This is a genomic window from Thermostichus sp. OS-CIW-33, assembly GCF_054059615.1.
On sequence record NZ_JBSSCH010000001.1, the window covers coordinates 76,748 to 93,211 of the forward strand.

Annotated in this window: 16 protein-coding genes; 7 read left to right on the top strand and 9 right to left on the bottom strand. The window is 58.9% G+C overall.

Features of this window, described 5'->3' with window-relative positions; translation table 11 throughout:
- The first annotated feature begins 3 nt into the window (after positions 1–3).
- A complete protein-coding gene (locus tag ACVWZG_RS00405) occupies positions 4–783 on the top strand; it encodes a hypothetical protein (protein WP_457415145.1) in 780 nt (259 codons plus the stop codon).
- A complete protein-coding gene (gene cbiE / locus ACVWZG_RS00410; protein ID WP_457415148.1) occupies positions 784–2,043 on the top strand; it encodes a precorrin-6y C5,15-methyltransferase (decarboxylating) subunit CbiE in 1,260 nt (419 codons plus the stop codon).
- A gap of 59 nt (positions 2,044–2,102) precedes the next feature.
- On the opposite strand, the gene ACVWZG_RS00415 is transcribed toward cbiE, so the two are convergent.
- Positions 2,103–2,705, bottom strand: coding sequence for a LabA-like NYN domain-containing protein (locus tag ACVWZG_RS00415; protein WP_011431895.1), 603 nt, complete (start codon positions 2,703–2,705; stop codon positions 2,103–2,105).
- Between the two features lie 304 nt (positions 2,706–3,009).
- On the opposite strand from ACVWZG_RS00415, the gene sfsA reads away from it, so the two are divergent.
- The 3 genes from sfsA (at position 3,010) to xth (ending at position 5,885) form a co-directional block, all read left to right on the top strand.
- Entirely contained in the window at positions 3,010–3,729 is a 720-nt protein-coding gene (gene sfsA, locus ACVWZG_RS00420; protein ID WP_457404983.1) for a DNA/RNA nuclease SfsA, read from the top strand.
- Positions 3,730–3,827: 98 nt separating this feature from the next.
- Positions 3,828–5,087, top strand: a complete 1,260-nt coding sequence (locus ACVWZG_RS00425; RefSeq protein WP_414398917.1) for a GTP cyclohydrolase II — start codon at positions 3,828–3,830, stop codon at positions 5,085–5,087.
- A 12-nt stretch (positions 5,088–5,099) separates the two neighbouring features.
- Positions 5,100–5,885 (top strand): exodeoxyribonuclease III, encoded by a 786-nt coding sequence (gene xth, locus ACVWZG_RS00430; protein ID WP_414408236.1) that lies wholly within the window; start codon positions 5,100–5,102, stop codon positions 5,883–5,885.
- Between the two features lie 157 nt (positions 5,886–6,042).
- Here the strand turns inward: xth and ACVWZG_RS00435 are convergent, their stop codons facing one another.
- The 3 genes from ACVWZG_RS00435 to ACVWZG_RS00445 form a co-directional block, all read right to left on the bottom strand.
- Positions 6,043–6,465: a Spy/CpxP family protein refolding chaperone gene (locus tag ACVWZG_RS00435; protein ID WP_414343944.1), complete on the bottom strand. Its 423-nt coding sequence runs from the start codon at positions 6,463–6,465 to the stop codon at positions 6,043–6,045.
- 109 nt (positions 6,466–6,574) lie between these two features.
- Complete coding sequence (locus tag ACVWZG_RS00440) at positions 6,575–6,925, bottom strand: hypothetical protein (protein WP_414343942.1); 351 nt, start codon at positions 6,923–6,925, stop codon at positions 6,575–6,577.
- A complete protein-coding gene (locus ACVWZG_RS00445; RefSeq protein WP_457404807.1) occupies positions 6,922–7,476 on the bottom strand; it encodes a sigma-70 family RNA polymerase sigma factor in 555 nt (184 codons plus the stop codon). Before ACVWZG_RS00445 ends, ACVWZG_RS00440 begins: the two co-directional genes overlap by 4 nt.
- Before the next feature lie 443 nt (positions 7,477–7,919).
- Between ACVWZG_RS00445 and ACVWZG_RS00450 the strand changes: the two genes are divergently transcribed.
- Complete coding sequence (locus ACVWZG_RS00450) at positions 7,920–8,852, top strand: ABC transporter permease (protein WP_414419678.1); 933 nt, start codon at positions 7,920–7,922, stop codon at positions 8,850–8,852.
- 81 nt (positions 8,853–8,933) lie between these two features.
- Positions 8,934–9,602 (top strand): peptide-methionine (S)-S-oxide reductase MsrA, encoded by a 669-nt coding sequence (msrA, locus tag ACVWZG_RS00455; RefSeq protein WP_414343958.1) that lies wholly within the window; start codon positions 8,934–8,936, stop codon positions 9,600–9,602.
- Positions 9,603–9,618: 16 nt separating this feature from the next.
- Here msrA and cysW read toward each other — a convergent pair whose 3' ends face one another.
- The 5 genes from cysW to ACVWZG_RS00480 all read right to left on the bottom strand — a co-directional run bounded on the left by cysW (position 9,619) and on the right by ACVWZG_RS00480 (position 16,456).
- Positions 9,619–10,452 (bottom strand): sulfate ABC transporter permease subunit CysW, encoded by an 834-nt coding sequence (gene cysW / locus ACVWZG_RS00460; RefSeq protein WP_414350068.1) that lies wholly within the window; start codon positions 10,450–10,452, stop codon positions 9,619–9,621.
- A complete protein-coding gene (gene cysT, locus ACVWZG_RS00465) occupies positions 10,442–11,254 on the bottom strand; it encodes a sulfate ABC transporter permease subunit CysT (protein WP_011431904.1) in 813 nt (270 codons plus the stop codon). The genes cysW and cysT overlap by 11 nt, the downstream gene beginning before the upstream one ends.
- Positions 11,255–11,260: 6 nt before the next feature.
- Positions 11,261–12,304, bottom strand: a complete 1,044-nt coding sequence (locus ACVWZG_RS00470; protein ID WP_457398029.1) for a sulfate/molybdate ABC transporter ATP-binding protein — start codon at positions 12,302–12,304, stop codon at positions 11,261–11,263.
- Positions 12,305–12,478: 174 nt separating this feature from the next.
- Positions 12,479–13,483 carry a sulfate ABC transporter substrate-binding protein gene (locus ACVWZG_RS00475; RefSeq protein ID WP_457385683.1) on the bottom strand — a complete coding sequence of 335 codons (1,005 nt, stop codon included), beginning with the start codon at positions 13,481–13,483 and terminating at the stop codon, positions 12,479–12,481.
- A 186-nt stretch (positions 13,484–13,669) separates the two neighbouring features.
- Positions 13,670–16,456, bottom strand: a complete 2,787-nt coding sequence (locus tag ACVWZG_RS00480; RefSeq protein WP_457404810.1) for a bifunctional acetate--CoA ligase family protein/GNAT family N-acetyltransferase — start codon at positions 16,454–16,456, stop codon at positions 13,670–13,672.
- Positions 16,457–16,464: the final 8 nt, after the last annotated feature.

Below are 16,464 nucleotides of genomic sequence, written 5' to 3' on the forward strand. Positions count from 1 at the left end.
CCCATGACCCCAGAACAAGAGGAGTGGCTGATTCGCAACCTTCAGCAACAACAAGAACAAATCCAAGAAATGCGGGCCGAGCAGCAGCGGTCGGCTGAGCGCTTTGAGGCTCAGATGGTTGAGATGCGGCAGGCCTTTGCAGCCCAAATCTCCGAGATCCGGGCTGAACAGCAACGATCTGCCGAGCGCTTTGAGGCTCAGATGGCCGAAATGCGGGCTGAGCAGCAGCGGTCGGCTGAGCGCTTTGAGGCTCAGATGGTTGAGATGCGGCAGGCCTTTGCAGCCCAAATCTCCGAGATCCGGGCTGAGCAGCAGCGGTCTGCCGAGCGCTTTGAGGCTCAGATGGTTGAGATGCGGCAGGCCTTTGCAGCCCAAATCTCCGAGATCCGGGCTGAGCAGCAGCGGTCTGCCGAGCGCTTTGAGGCCCAGATGGCCGAAATGCGGGCCGAGCGGCAGGCTATGGAAGCCCAACTCCAGACCGAAATCCAGGAGATCAGGGCGTTGATCCAACAGAACCAGGAGCGGATTCGACAGAACGAAGAGCGGGGAGACGAGCTGGAGGTGGCCATACAGGAGTGCCGCCGAGATATGCAGGCTGGGTTTGCCGAACTGAGGGAAGCGCAAGCCATGATGATGGAGCAATTTCGGGAGCGCGATGGCCGCCTGATCGAGGCTCAACTCAGCTTTATTCGGGAGATGCGGGAAATGCAACGGGAAGTGGCGGAGCTGCGACTGGATTTTCTCAATCACATGCGCCAATACCACCCACCTGTCGAACGTTAAATGGCTACGGCAGCACCTGGGCGGTCACCTCAGCTTGCGGTCGTAGGGGTAGCGGGGGATGGCTCTGTGGCTTCCTGGGGGATCCCCCCCCTTTCCCAAGCCAGGGTTTTGGCAGGAGCCCCTCATCTGCTCCGGCACTTTACCGATCATCCGGCCCGCAAGATCCCGCTCACCGGGCCGGTGGAAAGTTGGATCCCGCTTTTGCAGCAGGAGATGGCTCAGGGATCCCTAGTTTTGTTGGCCAGCGGGGATCCGCTTTTTTTCGGGATCGGGCGGCTGTTGACGGAGTATTTCCCAGCGGAGCGGTTGGCCTTCTATCCGCAGGTGAGCTCGGTGCAGCTGGCCCTGAACCGCCTGCAGATCCCCTGGCAGGAGGCGACCATCCTCAGCCTGCACGGGCGGGGAGTGGAGCGGTTGGAAGCCGTTCTCAAGCAGGGATCCCCTGTGATAGTGGTGCTCACCGATCCGGAGCATACACCGACCGTCTTGGCCCAGTTCATTGCCGACCTGCGGCTGCCGGTGCGTTACCAAGCCTGGGTCTGTAGTCAACTGGGATCCCCTCAAGAACAGGTCGTGCCCCTCCAAGAAGGGGAAGACGCCGTTTTCCCCAGCCCCAACGTTGTGGTGCTGCGACGAGTAGAGCCGGAGCCAGATCCCCATCGCTGGCCTTTGGTCGGGATCCCGGACGACCAGTTCTACACCTTTCCCGACCAGCCCGGCTTGATCACCAAGCAGCCCATCCGCCTGCTCACCTTAGGATCCCTGCAGCTCCCCCAAGAGGGCGTGGTGTGGGATATCGGTGCCGGCACCGGCTCGGTGGCCATCGAAATAGCCCGCCTCTCTTCTCGGCTCCAGGTCTATGCTGTCGAGCGCAACGCCATGGGCATCTGTCTGATTCGGCGCAACCGGCAACGCTTTGGCCCAGAGAACCTGCAGGTGATCCCGGGGGCAGCCCCCCAAGTGTTGGCCAACTTGCCCGACCCAGATCGGGTGGTGCTGGGCGGCGGCGGCAAAGGGATCCGCGACCTGCTGCCGGTGGTGGGAGCCCGCCTGCGGCCTGGAGGGATCTTAGTGGCCAACTTCGCTACCCTAGAAACCTGCAGTGAAGCCCTGCAATGGCTGCGTTCTCGGGGCTGGCAAGTTCGAGTAGATCACGTTCAGATCTCCCGCTCTGCCGTCCTGGCCGAGGGCACCCGCTTTGCCCCCCTGAACCCGGTTTACCTGCTGCAAGGGATCCCTTCAAACTCGGAATCACAGTGAACTTACTGAACTGATCGCCCCTCTCTTTTGGGGAGAGGAGCTAGGGGTGAGGGATGAAGTCACCCCTCGTCCTCCTCATCGGCGGTGAACCCCGGTCGGTACAGGTAGGCGGAGGAGGGACGGTTGGTCTTCTTGATTTGGTCTTTGATGGATTCCAGGTCGATGTAGCGATCCGCCAAGTTGATCAGTTGATCGCTGGTCATGGAACGCAAGCTGACCACCTCCACTCGTGCCCCTTGGTAGCTAACGGCATTGACCGCATAGGCCAAGTCTCCATCGCCGCTCACCAGCACAGCCGTCTCATACCAGCGCACCAGCGACAGCATATCCACGGCAATTTCCACATCCAGGTTGGCTCTCTTGGATCCATCGGGCAACTGGGTTAGCTCTTTGGTAACCACGCGGTAGCCATTGCGGCGCATCCAGAGCAAAAACCCCTGCTGCTTTTCGTTGTTGCGATCGACGCCGGTGTAGAAAAAAGAGCGCAAAAGGGGCGACCGACCACTCAGAGTCTTCAGCAGACGGGTGTAGTCGATCTCAATGCCCAGTTGCAGAGCGGCGTAGAACAGATTAGACCCGTCGATGAATATGGCCACACGCCCACGGTTGTCCTGCAAGGAATCCCCAGGCTGAAAACTGGGATCAGGATCAAGACGCAGCATTCGGGTTTTCTTCTCCAAGTTTTGACAAAAGGGCAGAAAAAACGAGGTGTTAAATGGGTTTAATCGCCAATACAGCTCTTTCCGGCAGCACCGACTACAGATAATGCAGACGCATCTCTTGTGCGATAGGGATCTTACTGCTTCGCAGAGTGATCTGCAGAATTCCCATGAAGTCGGAAAGAGCTGTAAGAGGGTGCCCCAAGCCCTGGGACACATGATTTACCCTAGCGCAGGAGAGACGATCCCCGGAGAAGATTTCCAAAATCCTAAAGAAAAATACCTACGACAAGGAGAGGCTTTGGGGATGGAGTGCGGGGATGGGCCGGTGCCTTACCGCTTTTCGAGCCCCTTGCACAGAGGGGTGCTGCGCAGCCGCTACAAGCGGTTTTTGGCCGATGTGGAGCTGGAAAACGGGCAACAGATCATCGCCCATTGCCCCAACACAGGGCCGATGAGTGGGGTCTGTCAGGTGGGGGCACCTGTGTACCTCTCCCATCACCCAGAGCCGAAACGGAAACTGGCCTACACCTGGGAGATGATCCAGGTGGATGGAGTATGGGTGGGGATCAACACCAGCTTGCCCAATCGCCTGGTGGAATGGGGGCTGGAGCGAGGGTGGTTTCCCCAGTTGGCAGGGTTTTCTCGCCGGCAACGGGAGGTGACCTGCGGCAGGAGCAAAATCGACTTTCTGCTGACAGGAGACTCTGGCTCGGCCTATTTGGAGGTGAAGAATACCACCTGGGCTGTGGGATCCCGCGCGCTGTTTCCCGATACGGTGACCACCCGCGGCCAAAAACACTTGGAAGATCTGATCCAGATCCGCCAACAGGGTCAGCGGGCCCTGCTGATGTACTGGATCAATCGCGCCGATTGCACCGAGTTTGCCCCCGGCGAAGAACGGGATCCCCGCTATGCCCGTCTGTTTTGTGAGGCCCTGCAGGTCGGGGTAGAGATGTTGCCCTATCGGGTCGAGGTTTCGCCGGCAGGGATCCGACCCTTGGGTTTGGCCAAAATCGTTGTCTAGGCACCCCAAAAGAAGGGTCAGGCTCTCTGGAAACGGCTGGGGATCGCCTATAATTCTGTTTTCTCCAGATTCTTCCATTTTCCAGGCATTTGAGGACCATGAGCGAACCTTCCTCCCGTCCTCATCACATTGTCCTGACTTCCCATCCCTCCCCTTATGGGACGCAAGCCCAGCCGATTCGCTGGGGATCCTTGGATCCACTGCAGCGGGGGCCGGTGGTGGGTAGCCTGACCAATCTTGCCCATCGCAATGTCATCGGCACCCATGCGGGAGCCTACGCTGTCTATCGGGCATTGGCTGTGGCCAGTGGCTCTTTGCAGGCGGATCACCGCGCCGATTTAACCCATACTGCCCCGGTGGTGTCGATTGGCCCTCACCCAAGCTGGGGAGATCCAGACCGGATTGTGTCCTTGGATCCCTGGGGAGCAGTTGTGGGGGAAGTCTTTGCTCCCCTCTATGCCCAGGGCTACGATATTCGCCCTACTATTGCCATTACTCAGGCCCACATCCACATGCCAGAACTGCAGGAGGCGGTCAACAAAGGGCGGTTACGGGTGGATGGCCGGATCCTCAAAGACAATGGCAGCCTGGTGGTCACCAAAGCCGCAATCGAGCCGGTCTGGTACCTGCCGGGGATCGCCAAACGATTGCAGGTGAGCGAAAGCCTGCTGCGCCGCACCCTCTTCGAGCAGACGGGAGGCATGTTTCCAGAATTGGTGACTCGCCCAGACCTATCGGTGTTTTTGCCGCCCATCGGTGGCCAGACGGTGTACATCATCGGGCAAGTGGCCGCCATCACCGACCCGGCTTTGCCCCTGGCGGTGCGGGTTCACGACGAATGCAATGGTTCCGATGTGTTTGGCTCGGATATTTGCACCTGCCGCCCCTACCTGGTGCATGGCATTGAGGAATGCGTTAAGACGGCCCAGGCCGGTGGAGCTGGGGTGATTGTGTACCTGCGCAAAGAAGGCCGCGCCTTGGGAGAGGTGACCAAGTTTTTGGTCTACAACGCCCGCAAGCGCCAGGAAGGAGGGGATCGGGCCGATGCCTACTTCACCCGTACCGAGTGTGTGGCAGGGGTGCAAGACATCCGCTTTCAGGAGTTGATGCCGGATGTGCTCCATTGGCTGGGCATAACCCGAATCGATCGCCTGATTTCCATGAGCGACCTCAAGTATCGAGCCATCACCAACTCCGGCATTGAGGTTCTGCAGCGGGTGCCCATCCCAGAAGAGCTGATCCCGGCGGATGCCCGTGTGGAGATCGAGGCCAAAAAAGCTGCCGGCTACTACACTGAGGGGGAGGTGCTGGATGCGGAGCGGCTGGCCCAAATCCGAGGAAGAGCCTTGGTGGAGTGAGCGGGATCCCTCATGCAAGTGGCTACCTGGAATGTCAACTCCATTCGCACCCGGCTGCCTCAGGTTTTGGCTTGGCTGGACAGCCAGGGATCCCTGGATGTGCTCTGCCTGCAGGAGACTAAGGTGGTGGATGAAGACTTTCCCCGGGCGGCCTTTCAGGAGCGGGGCTTTCATGTGGAGGTCTACGGGCAAAAGTCCTACAACGGTGTGGCTCTGATCAGCCGGGATCCCCCGGAAAAAGTAGAACGGGGGTTTGGTGCGCTGCTGCCTTCGGCGGCAGATTTGGACGAGCAAAAGCGGCTGATGAGCGCCATCTACCGCGGGATCCGTATTCTCAACCTTTATGTGCCCAACGGTTCTGAGGTGGGATCGGAAAAATACGCCTATAAATTGCGCTGGCTAGCCACGCTGAAGGATTACCTCGCCGTTGCCCTGAGCCAAGGGGATCCCATCCTGCTCTGCGGGGACTTTAACATTGCCCTGGAAGATCGGGATATTTATGATCCCCAAAAAGCGGGAGAAATCATGGCTTCCGAACCGGAGCGACAAGCCCTGCGGGAGATCCTGGCTTTAGGGTTTGAAGATGCGTTTCGCAGGTTCACCCCAGATCCCGGCCATTTTAGCTGGTGGGACTATCGCTCGGGGGGGTTTCAAAGGAATCGCGGCTGGCGCATTGATCATCATTATCTGTCTCGTGAGCTACAGGAGAAAGCCACCGCTTGCTGGATCGATGTTGAGCCACGGCGGGCCGAAAAACCCAGCGATCATGCCCCTGTCATTGTTGCCCTGGATATTTAAGCGCCTTGTTATAGTCATTTCAAGCTAGGTTGAGACACTCCCCAAACGCTCCCTGCCACTGCCTTCACCCCTTCTCTCAGAGGAAGAGGGGAGCCAGGCGGAAATGTTTCATTCCTGTTTAAATGACCATAACAGCTCACACCAACCAGCCATCCAATTAAAATGGAGCGGCCTCTTCGAGAATTTTCAGCAGGTGTTGCCGCTGTTCTGAGCTGAGGACCTGTCGCATTTCCAGAACTGCCTCAAAACGTTTGGCATTTACTTCTTGGCTTAGCTGTTGTACCCGCTGAAATTGAGCTGCCACTTCTGACTCAGGGGCATCGCCGACCAGCAACTCCCGCAATCGACCGCGGGCTGCCCTCAACTCCAAAATGCGCTCCAACAACTCTTCCTGTTTGCGGTGGCGGATCTGCTGCAATTGCCGCAACTGCTCGTCGGAGAGGTTCAGCTCCCGCAAATTGCGAGCAAAGGGGCGGCGCAAATCCATCATTCGCAGGGGGCGGGGTTGGCCCATCACCGGTTCACCCAGGGATCCCAGGTAGAGTGGCAAAATGGGGATCCAAATCCAAGCATTTCTCATGGTTCTTTGCAGGCTTTTTCTAAGAATCTGACCAAGAATCTGACCAAGGTCTCAGAAGTCTCAGCGGTGTAATGGTCAATGAAGGGGGATATTCGTGAGGCTGATGGATTTAGGATCCCTCTGGATCGCGTTCTATCCACCAAGTTTCGGTTTCTGTTCCCTCTGGGCTCAGCAAGCTTCCCCAAGTGCTCACCAAAAAACTTTCTAGGGCTTCGGTCTCCTGGGCCACCACCTGTACCTGCCAGCGCTGATAGCCAATCCAGCCCAGCAAAGCGCCCGCCAAAAGGGAGATGCCAACCCAACGCCAAGGGTGCTTGAGCCGGCCATGAAGTGGATGAGTCGCCACAACTTGAAGGATCTGCTCCTCCAGCCCAGAGGCCGCAGGGGGAGGGAGGGGGCGATATTGACGCAAAAAGTGGCGCAGCCGCTCGTCTGCTAGGGGGTTGGGGTGCTCACTCATGGGGTAATGCCCTCCTGAAGTAGGTGTTGACGGATGGTGGCACGGGCGTGAAACAGCCGGGACTTCACCGTTCCCACCGGGATCCCTAAAATCTCGGCGATTTCTTTCTGGGGCAGATCTTCTAGGTCGTGTAGAATCAGAACCATTCTGTGTTCAGGGCTAAGCTGAGCCATGCTTTGCTGTAGAGCCTGTTGGTAGTGCAAGTGCATCAGGTCGGGGCCAGGGTGAGCGATATCCGATCCGAGGGCCAGGTTTTGGGTTTGGGAGTGTTGCCGGGCGCAGCGCCGTCGCTGATCTGAGGCCATATTCCAGCAGATGCGATACAGCCAAGTGGAAAACTGGGCCGAGCCGCGAAACCGAGGCAACCCTTTCCAGGCACGAATAAACACTTCCTGTACCAGGTCATCCAAAAGATCGGCTCCACACAAGGGATAAAGGATATTCCGTACCGACTGCTGGTATTTGCGGTAGAGTTGGCGAAAGCTCTGGCTGTCGCCGTTGAGGCAGCGCTGGATCAGCTCCCAATCGGATGTATCCTTTGCCGCCTGCACGAGAGGACGCTCCCTTGTTCTCAACCTTGCTTTGTCTGACTCCCAATGCCCCCAAAAGGTTCAAAGGATCCCTGTCTACGATGGCCCTCCACTTCCCGCCAAGCAAGATATGGTCGTTTAGGCTAGAGTGAGACACCTGGGCTATACGAGAAAAGCCTTATGGCCCCATGCATTATTGCTCCGCAGCGCTGACGCGACGACGCGACCAATGTTTTAGGTGTGGGTGCAGTGTCCTAGTTTGAGTCGAAATGACCATACCGGCATCTTCTGATTGCCGTTTTCCCTCAAAGGATACCCGCCGGCAGGTGTAGACAAGCCAATCCCTCTTGCCTGTTCGCACTTTCTCAATCCCAATTCTGTTGAATTCTATTGGCTCGTCGACCTACAATTCCAATAACACCAAAAAGAGGGAATGAAAAGCTGATCTTCATGCCTGCCTGGCCATGGCCAAAACAACTCAGATAACCGATAAACCCGATCTGTTTGGATTCCTCTATCATCACCCGACGCTCATCCTTGCCATTCTGTTGGGGCCACCTCTCATTTGGTTGCTGGTCTTTTACTTGGGGCCGCTGCTGGCGCTGCTGCTGCAAAGTTTTTATCATCTGGATCCCTTTACCGGCCTGATCCTGAGAAAGTTGACTTTGGCCACCTATCGGGAGCTGCTCACTCCTGCCAGCGTGGATATCTTTGTCCGCAGCTTGACTATGGCTTTGGCAGTGACCCTAGCTGCAATTGTGTTGGCTTTTCCTCTGGCTTATACCATGGTCAGACTGGCCTCTCCTCGCTGGAAGGACTTTTTGTACTTGTTGGTGCTCCTACCGCTTTGGTCTAGTTATTTGATTCGGGTTTATGCCTGGAAGTTGATCCTGGCCAAAGAAGGGATCCTTACCTATCTACTCACCCATGTGGGCCTACAGGGCTGGGTGGAAAAGATTTTGCAGTTGCCCGGGATCGGTGGGCCATCGCTGGCTGTATCCAACTTGGGTATTTTCTTGGTGTTTCTCTATGTTTGGCTGCCCTATATGATTCTGCCGATCCAGGCGGCTTTGGAGCGAGTGCCTGATAGCTTAATTGAGGCTTCTGCAGATTTGGGAGCTCAGGGTTGGCAAACGTTCCGCCATGTTACTCTTCCCCTCGCCTTGCCAGGGATCCTGGCCGGGTCGGTCTTCACCTTTTCCTTAACATTGGGAGATTTTGTGGTGCCTTATTCTCTGGGCAATTCCAGCTATTTCATCGGGCAGGCAGTTCTCGCCTTTCAGGGCACCTCTGGCAACATTCCCTTGGCGGCAGCCTTCACGGTTGTGCCGATGGGGATCATGATCGTCTATCTGCTAGTGGCCAAGCGGCTGGGGGCTTTTGAATCGGTGAGCTGACCCGATCAAGGATTTTTCCAACACATGAGGAGCCAACTGAGCTAGGCTGGTAACTGTTGACGAATGTATCGGGCTGTCCCTATGGTGCTCTTTGGCTTTGGCAAACTTGGCAAGAAACTGTCCCTGCCCAAACCGGAAGAAGCCTTGCCGGGCCGGGCCGAGCCGATGGTGATCGTGAATCGGCATTTTGTCAACGGCAATCCGCTGCAGCCGCCTTTTCCCGAGGGCATGGAGCTGGCCATGTTCGGCATGGGCTGCTTCTGGGGGGCAGAGCGCAAGTTTTGGCAGGTGCCAGGGGTGTTCAGCACAGCGGTGGGCTACGCTGGCGGGTTTACCCCCAACCCCACCTATGAAGAGGTCTGTACTGGCCTGACTGGCCACAACGAGGTGGTGCGGGTGGTTTACGACCCAGCTCAGGTCAGCTATGCCCAACTGCTGAAGGTGTTTTGGGAAAATCACGACCCTACCCAGGGGATGCGCCAAGGCAATGATGTGGGCACCCAATACCGCTCCGGCATCTATGTGTATTCTCCGGCGCAGCGGGAGCTGGCGGAAAAAACCCGCGATCTCTATCAGCAGGCCCTGACCGCCCACGGCTACGGCCAGATCACCACCGAGATCTTAGACGCGCCTGAGTTTTACTACGCCGAAGACTACCACCAGCAATATCTGGCCAAGAATCCGCGCGGCTACTGCGGCCTGGGGGGCACTAAGGTTTGTCTGCCGGAGATCCTCACCGAGCCCGTCTGATCCACACCCTGACGGATCAAAAGATCCGGCGGGAATGGGATCCCCGCTCAAGGAACTCCCTAGCCACTAGGGTTACCACCGCCAGCAAGGAGAGCACCACCGCCGCCGCATAGGCTGAGCCGGTGGCATAACTGCGGTAGGCATCTTCCACGAACAGGGGCAAGGTCTGGGTGCGGCCAATGATGTTGCCGGAAACCACAGCCACAGCGCCGAACTCCCCCATGGCGCGGGCATTGGTCAAGATGACGCCGTACAGAAGGCCCCAGCGGATGTTGGGCAGGGTGATTCTCCAGAAGATCTGCCAGGGGGTCGCCCCCAGCGTTTTGGCGGCTTCTTCCTGGTCGGTGCCTGCCTCCTCCAACACCGGCAACACTTCCCGCGCCACAAAAGGAAGGGTGATGAAAGCCGTTGCCAACACAATGCCCGGAAATGCAAAGATAACCCGCAAGTTCCAGGATCCCAGCCAACCCTGACGCCCGAAGATGAGCACCAGCATTAGGCCGGCCACCACCGGGGAAATGGAAAAGGGCAAGTCGATCAGGCTCAGGAGCAGGGCCCGCCCCGGAAAACGCCGGTGGGCAATGGCCAAGGCGGCACAGAGGCCGAAAAAGGTATTGAGGGGCACAACGACCAGCGCCGTCAGCACCGTCAACCGCAGGGCACTGAGCAACTCCCGCTCCGTCAGGCGATGGAGAAAGGCTGGGATCCCTTCTCGAAACGCCTGATAGAAGATGTTCACCACCGGGATCCCGAGCAGCAGCGCGATGTAAAGCCCGACGATCCCGATCAACAGGCCCGACAGCCATGTTGAGGGCTTCGGTTTGACACCTGCTACCTCGTCAGGTTTCATGGCGACTTCCCCAGGCTTGCAGAAGGTTAATTACCACCAGCGACAGGAAAGAGATCCCCAACATCACCGTTCCGATCACGGTTGCCCCAGCATAGTCGTGTTGTTCCAGCCGCTGAATCACCAGCACCGCCGCAATCAAGTCCCGAAAGGGAATGCTGGAAGCGATGATCACCACAGAGCCGTATTCCCCCACGGCGCGGGAAAACCCTAGGGCTACCCCGGTGAGCACCGCCGGCAGGATCTGGGGCAGCACCACGCGCCGGAAGGTCTGAAAGCGGGAAGCCCCCAAACTCCAGGCTGCCTCTTCCACATCTTTCTCCAGCTCCTGCAACACCGGCTGCACCGTCCGCACCACAAAGGGAAAAGAAATAAACAGCATCGCCACCCCCACCCCCAAGCGGGTAAAGGAGATGCGGATCCCCAAGGGGGCCAGAAGGGATCCAATCCAGCCGTTGCTGCTGTAAACCGTTGCCAGGGTGAGGCCGGCCACGGCGGTGGGCAAAGCAAACGGCAGATCGATCAACCCCTCGAGAAGCTTTTTGCCGGGGAAGGCGTAGCGCACCAGCACCCAGGCAGTCAGGGTGCCCATCACGCCGTTGATCAGAGCCGCCAGCAACGCGGTTACAAAAGTAACTTCATAGGCGGAGAGGGCCACGGGATCGGTCGCGATCCGCCAAAACTCCGCCCAGCCCACGCTGCTGGACTTGGCAATCAAGGCAGCCAGCGGCAGAATCAACATCAAGAAGAGATAGCCCAGGGTCAGCCGCCACGGCCAAGACAGTTGAGACAAAGCTTGCAGCAACGTTTCTCAAGCTCCCACCGGCATTGCGGTCATCTCGGTTTTTTTGACGGGAAAGGCTTTCACCACCTTGGGGCGCACATAGACCTGCTGCCCCACCTGCAGGGGTTGGTTGGCATATTGCTCGCGGCTGAGATGGGCCCACAGGGATCCGCCGTCGCTCAGAACCAGCTCTGCCTGAATCTCCCGACCCAGGTGGATGATCTCCTTAACGCGGGCAGAAACACCACTGCTGCCGGGGTTGACCTCAATCTGCACATCGTGGGGGCGCAAAAAAAGCTGATGCGGGCCGGCCTGCACCTCGGGAAGCTGGCAAAAGAGTTGGGAGCGGGGAGAAAGCTCGTTGACCGGGCCGACAAAGCTCATCACAAAGGGTGTAGCTGGATGGTCATAGATTTCTGCCGGGGATCCCACCTGTTCGATCCGCCCCTGGTTCATCACCACGATCTGATCCGCCACCTCCATGGCTTCCTCTTGATCATGGGTTACAAATACCGTTGTCACATGCACCTCATCGTGCAGGCGCCGCAACCACTTGCGCAGCTCTTTGCGGACTTTGGCATCCAGGGCCCCAAAGGGCTCATCCAACAACAACACCTGCGGCTCCACCGCCAAAGCGCGGGCCAGGGCCACCCGCTGCCGCTGCCCCCCAGAGAGTTGAGAGGGGTAGCGATCCCCGAACCCCGATAGCTGCACCAGCTCCAACAGCTCATCCACTCGCGCCCGGATCTCGGCCCGTGAAGCCTTGCGGATCTCCAAGCCAAAGGCGATGTTCTGCCGCACCGTCATGTGCTTGAACAGGGCGTAGTGCTGAAAAACAAAACCAATGTTGCGCTCCTGGACGCTGGCATGGGTAGCATCCCGCCCGGTGAGGGAAATCCGCCCCGTATCCGGCTTTTCTAGGCCGGCAATCAGGCGCAGCAGGGTGGATTTGCCAGAACCCGACGGCCCCAAGAGGGCAACCAGGGATCCCGTGGGAATGGTGAGATCGGTGGGGTGAAGGGCCTGAAACTGCCCAAAACGCTTCGATACCCCTTCGATGGTGATACCCATAGGTTCTGCCTAGCTAGTGGTTTGCCTGAGAAGTTGCTGGATGGTTGCCGGCTGAGTCTTCTGGAGAGGGTGAGGGCAGTTAAACTCGCGGCTAATCTACGGTAAACCTGTCAACAAACCGTTGATACAGCTCCCAAGATAACTTGAATGGGGATCCAAAACAAGGGAGACTCCCTACAACTGAGCTTGGATGCGGTCAAACAAGGCCCCATCGGCAAAAAAGCGGCTTTGGACAACCTCCCAGCCTCCCAGGTCGGCGACGGTAACCCGCTTCTCAACAGGAGGGTACCGCCAGGCAAACTCTTGGGCCACCGTCGGCTCCACCGGGCGAAAGCCCACCTCGGCAAAAGCCCGCTGCGCTTCTGGGGTGAATAGGTAGTCCACAAAGGCTTCGGCCACGGCACGGGTGCCTTTGCGATCCACATTGGCATCCACCACGGCTACGGGGTTGTCGATGGAAATGTTGGGATCCGGCACCACATAGAACAGGGATTGGCCGCGCAGGCTGGCCAAGATCACCTCATGTTCGTAGGTGAGCAGGGCATCCCCTTGCCCTTTTTGGAAAAAAACATCGGTGGCCTCTCGTGAGTCCCGCGGCAAAATGCGGACATTCTTGTAGACCTGGGTGGTGAAGGCCAGAGCCTGGGGTTCAGGGACAGCGCTCCAGAGGGCTAAAAAGTTCCAGCGGGCGCCCCCTGAGGTCTTGGGGTTGGCGGTAACCACCTGCAAGCCGGGCCGAGCCAGATCTTGCCAAGAGCGGATCCCCTGGGGGTTGCCCTCCCGCGTTACAATTACTGCCACCGAACGGGTAACGATCCCTTGGTTGGGGGTACGGGCTTCCCATCCCGGCTGGATGAGACCCGCAGCCACGAGGCGCTCCACATCCAAAGCCAGGGCCAAGGCCACCACATCGGCATCCAGCCCGTCAATAACTGCCCGCGATTGCGTTGCCGAGCCGCCGTAGCTGCTTTCCACCCGCACCCGTTGCCCCGTTTTAGCCAGCCAGTGGGCCTCAAAGGCAGGAACGATTTTCCGGTAAGCGTCTCGAGTTACCGCAAAGGAGGCCAGGAGAATCGCTACTTCCTCTCTGGATCCCCCTGAGCCCATACCGCTGACACAACCACTGAGGCCAAGAAGAAGGCCAAAAATTAGGGATCCCATCCCCAGCCACCGCCCCATGCTCACCGGCAGCCTCTGGATCCCGCCTGTCTTTGTAACCTCCATAGCCGTCCTCAAAACCTCGGGCCGCCCTCGCCCCCAGCCTCTCTCCGACAGAGGGGCTCCGCTTGCTGTAGGCGGAAGGAGCAGGCCCTTGTTCCTATTCTACGGTAAGCCGGTCGGCAAACCGTTTTTATTTAAGGATCCCTAGGCAGGACAGGGGGTGGGGATCGCCGCATCGACAGCGAGATCCAGCGTGGCCTTGAGAATGCCAGGATCCTCTGGAGAAGGGCGCAACTGAAACCCCAGCCGCTGACACAGGCGGCGCATGGCCTCGTTTTCGCCAAGAACCTCGCCGGTGAGGCGCTGGATCCCTTCGCAGCGGGCCACCTGGATGAGGCGGGTCAACAGCTCTGTGCCAATCCCTTGCCGTTGATAGGGATCCGCCACCAGCATGGCAAACTCTGCTTCTTGGGGAAAGCCATGTTTTCTGGAGAGGCGGCTGATGCCGAGGATTAAGGACTTCGTCCCGCTGACGCGATTGGCCTCTGGCTCCTGTTTTTCTGCTACTAAGGCAATCTCGCGGTCGTAATCGTTAAAGCAAATGCGGGTAAGGCGCTCGTGGGCGATGCGGGCGCTGTATTTGATCGGGTGGAAGTAGCGCAGATAGACGCTGTAATCGGAGACGTGGCGGTGAAAATCGATCACCAAAGGCTCGTCTTCAGGGCGAATGGGGCGAATGGTGATGCCGTCCCGGAAGCTCCAGATGTACTGGGTGGGATAGGGGCGGATGGCCAAGGGCACCTGGGGATCCTGCTCGGTTCGCAAAATGACGCGGGCATCCAAAGCCAGCAGGCCCTCGCTGGAAGCCAGCAGCGGATTGATGTCGATCTCTTTAATCTCCCGCTGCTCGGCCACCAGTTGGCTAAAGCGCACCAAGAGCTGTTCCAGGGCCTCCAGATCGACAGCTGGGCGTCCGCGTACCCCCCTGAGGGCCTTGTAGATGAGGGTGTTTTCCATCAGGCGCCGCGCCAAGGTGGTGTTGAGGGGGGGAAGGCCAATGGAGCGATCCTGAAACACCTCCACCAGTTGTCCGCCACTGCCAAACAGCAACACCGGCCCAAACTGGGGATCCTGGCTGCTCCCCAGGATCAGCTCATAGCCATCCGTGTCCACCATCGGCTGCACCGTGACCCCCTGGAAGTGCTCCGGCCCCGCTTTCTCGCTGACGTTGCGGAGGATTTGCCCGAAAGCCCGGCGCACCGCCTCAGCATCGGGCAGGTTGAGCTGCACGCCGCCCACATCGGTTTTGTGGGTGAGGGTGTGGGAGTAGAGCTTCACCACCACTGGGTAACCCATGGCCTCGGCAGCTTCCACTGCTGCTTCGGGGCTCTCGGCCACCCGCGTCGGCACCACCGGGATCCCGTAGGCGGCCAGGATCTCTTTGGACTCCGCCTCGGTTAGAAGCGTTCGACCTTCCCGCCGAGCTTGGCTAAAGGTTTGCTGCACCTTGTCGCGCTCTACCGCTGTTGAAGGGGGCAGAGTGGGGGTCTCGTAGAGGGCCTTGAGGTTGTAGCTAAATCGCCACAGATGGCTAAACACCCGCGCCGCTTGATCCGGGTAGCGGTAGGTAGGGATCCCGGCCTGGTTGAGGATCTGCTCGCCGACATCCACGCCAGCTCCCCCCATCCAACTGGCCAGGATAGGCTGCCGGGATCCACTGCGCCGCCAGGTCTCCACCACTTTCTCAGCCGTGCGGGTGGGATCCGTCATGGCTTGGGGGGTGAGGATGACCAGGCAACCCTGGCTGCCGGGATCCCGCAACACCACTTCCAAAACTTGGGCAAAGCGCTCCGGATCTGCGTCCCCCAAAATATCAATGGGATTGCCGTGGCTCCAGTGGGGGGGCAAGAGCTGGTTAAGCTGCTCCAGGGTTTGGGGGGAGAGCTGGGCCAGGGATCCCCCGGCGCGGATGAGGGCATCGGTGGCCAGCACCCCTGGCCCGCCGGCATTGGTGAGGATGGTCAGGTGAGGGCCCTGAGGACGGGGCTGTTTGGCCAGCACTTCCGCCAGGTCGAAGAGATCTTCAATGTGATCCACCCGCAGCACGCCGCAACGGCGGAAGGCCGCATCCAACACTGCGTCGCTGCCGGTGAGGGAGCCCGTGTGGGAAGCGGCTGCTTGGGCTGCCGCCTGGGTGCGCCCCGCCTTGATGACAATGATGGGCTTGCTCAGGGCCACCTCTCGGGCCGCGGACAAAAAAGAGCGGGCATCCCCGATGGATTCCATGTACAAGACAATGCTGTGGGTATGGGGATCCTCGCCCAAGTAGTCGATTAAGTCTCCCCAGCCCACATCCAGCATCGATCCCAGAGAGATAAAGGCGCTGAAGCCCACATTTTCCTGCAGGCTCCAGTCCAGGATCGAGGTGCACAGGGCCCCACTTTGGCTGATGAAGCCCACATTGCCGGGCCGGGCCATCTGGGCAGCAAAGGTGGCGTTTAAGCCCGTGTGGGGGTTTTGGATCCCCAGGCAGTTGGGGCCAATCAAGCGCAGCTTCCCAAGGACTCCGTCCCGCTGACGCGATTGGATAGTCTGCTGAATTTGCTTCTCCAGCTCCCAGCCAGCAGGGCCCGTTTCCTTGAAGCCTGCTGAAAGAACAATGGCGCCCTTGACCCCGGCTTCTACGCACTCCTGCACCACCTTGGGCACCCCCGCTGCCGGAATGGCGATAATGGCCAGATCCACCGGCTCCGGCAGAGCGGACAGCCGCTCGTAGGCCCGGATCCCCAACACCTGGTGCCGCTTGGGATTGACCGGGTAAACCGTGCCGCCAAAGGGGTGGCTAATGAGGTTCCACAACACCGTCCGCCCCACGCTGCCCTCCCGCTCCGTGGCCCCCACCACCGCCACCGAACGGGGCAGAAAAATGGGATTCAGGGGATGGGATCGGGCCCTCCAGATATCCACACTGGGATCCAGTCGTTGCCACATACCCTACT

Bases quoted from the DNA above. Each gene is read 5' to 3' on its own strand.
- ACVWZG_RS00405 (WP_457415145.1), top strand. From the start codon at position 4: ATGACCCCAGAACAAGAGGAGTGGCTGATTCGCAACCTTCAGCAACAA.
- cbiE (WP_457415148.1), top strand. From the start codon at position 784: ATGGCTACGGCAGCACCTGGGCGGTCACCTCAGCTTGCGGTCGTAGGG.
- ACVWZG_RS00415 (WP_011431895.1), bottom strand. From the start codon at position 2,705: ATGCTGCGTCTTGATCCTGATCCCAGTTTTCAGCCTGGGGATTCCTTG.
- sfsA (WP_457404983.1), top strand. From the start codon at position 3,010: ATGGAGTGCGGGGATGGGCCGGTGCCTTACCGCTTTTCGAGCCCCTTG.
- ACVWZG_RS00425 (WP_414398917.1), top strand. From the start codon at position 3,828: ATGAGCGAACCTTCCTCCCGTCCTCATCACATTGTCCTGACTTCCCAT.
- xth (WP_414408236.1), top strand. From the start codon at position 5,100: ATGCAAGTGGCTACCTGGAATGTCAACTCCATTCGCACCCGGCTGCCT.
- ACVWZG_RS00435 (WP_414343944.1), bottom strand. From the start codon at position 6,465: ATGAGAAATGCTTGGATTTGGATCCCCATTTTGCCACTCTACCTGGGA.
- ACVWZG_RS00440 (WP_414343942.1), bottom strand. From the start codon at position 6,925: ATGAGTGAGCACCCCAACCCCCTAGCAGACGAGCGGCTGCGCCACTTT.
- ACVWZG_RS00450 (WP_414419678.1), top strand. From the start codon at position 7,920: ATGGCCAAAACAACTCAGATAACCGATAAACCCGATCTGTTTGGATTC.
- msrA (WP_414343958.1), top strand. From the start codon at position 8,934: ATGGTGCTCTTTGGCTTTGGCAAACTTGGCAAGAAACTGTCCCTGCCC.
- cysW (WP_414350068.1), bottom strand. From the start codon at position 10,452: ATGAAACCTGACGAGGTAGCAGGTGTCAAACCGAAGCCCTCAACATGG.
- ACVWZG_RS00470 (WP_457398029.1), bottom strand. From the start codon at position 12,304: ATGGGTATCACCATCGAAGGGGTATCGAAGCGTTTTGGGCAGTTTCAG.
- ACVWZG_RS00475 (WP_457385683.1), bottom strand. From the start codon at position 13,483: ATGGGGCGGTGGCTGGGGATGGGATCCCTAATTTTTGGCCTTCTTCTT.
- ACVWZG_RS00480 (WP_457404810.1), bottom strand. From the start codon at position 16,456: ATGTGGCAACGACTGGATCCCAGTGTGGATATCTGGAGGGCCCGATCC.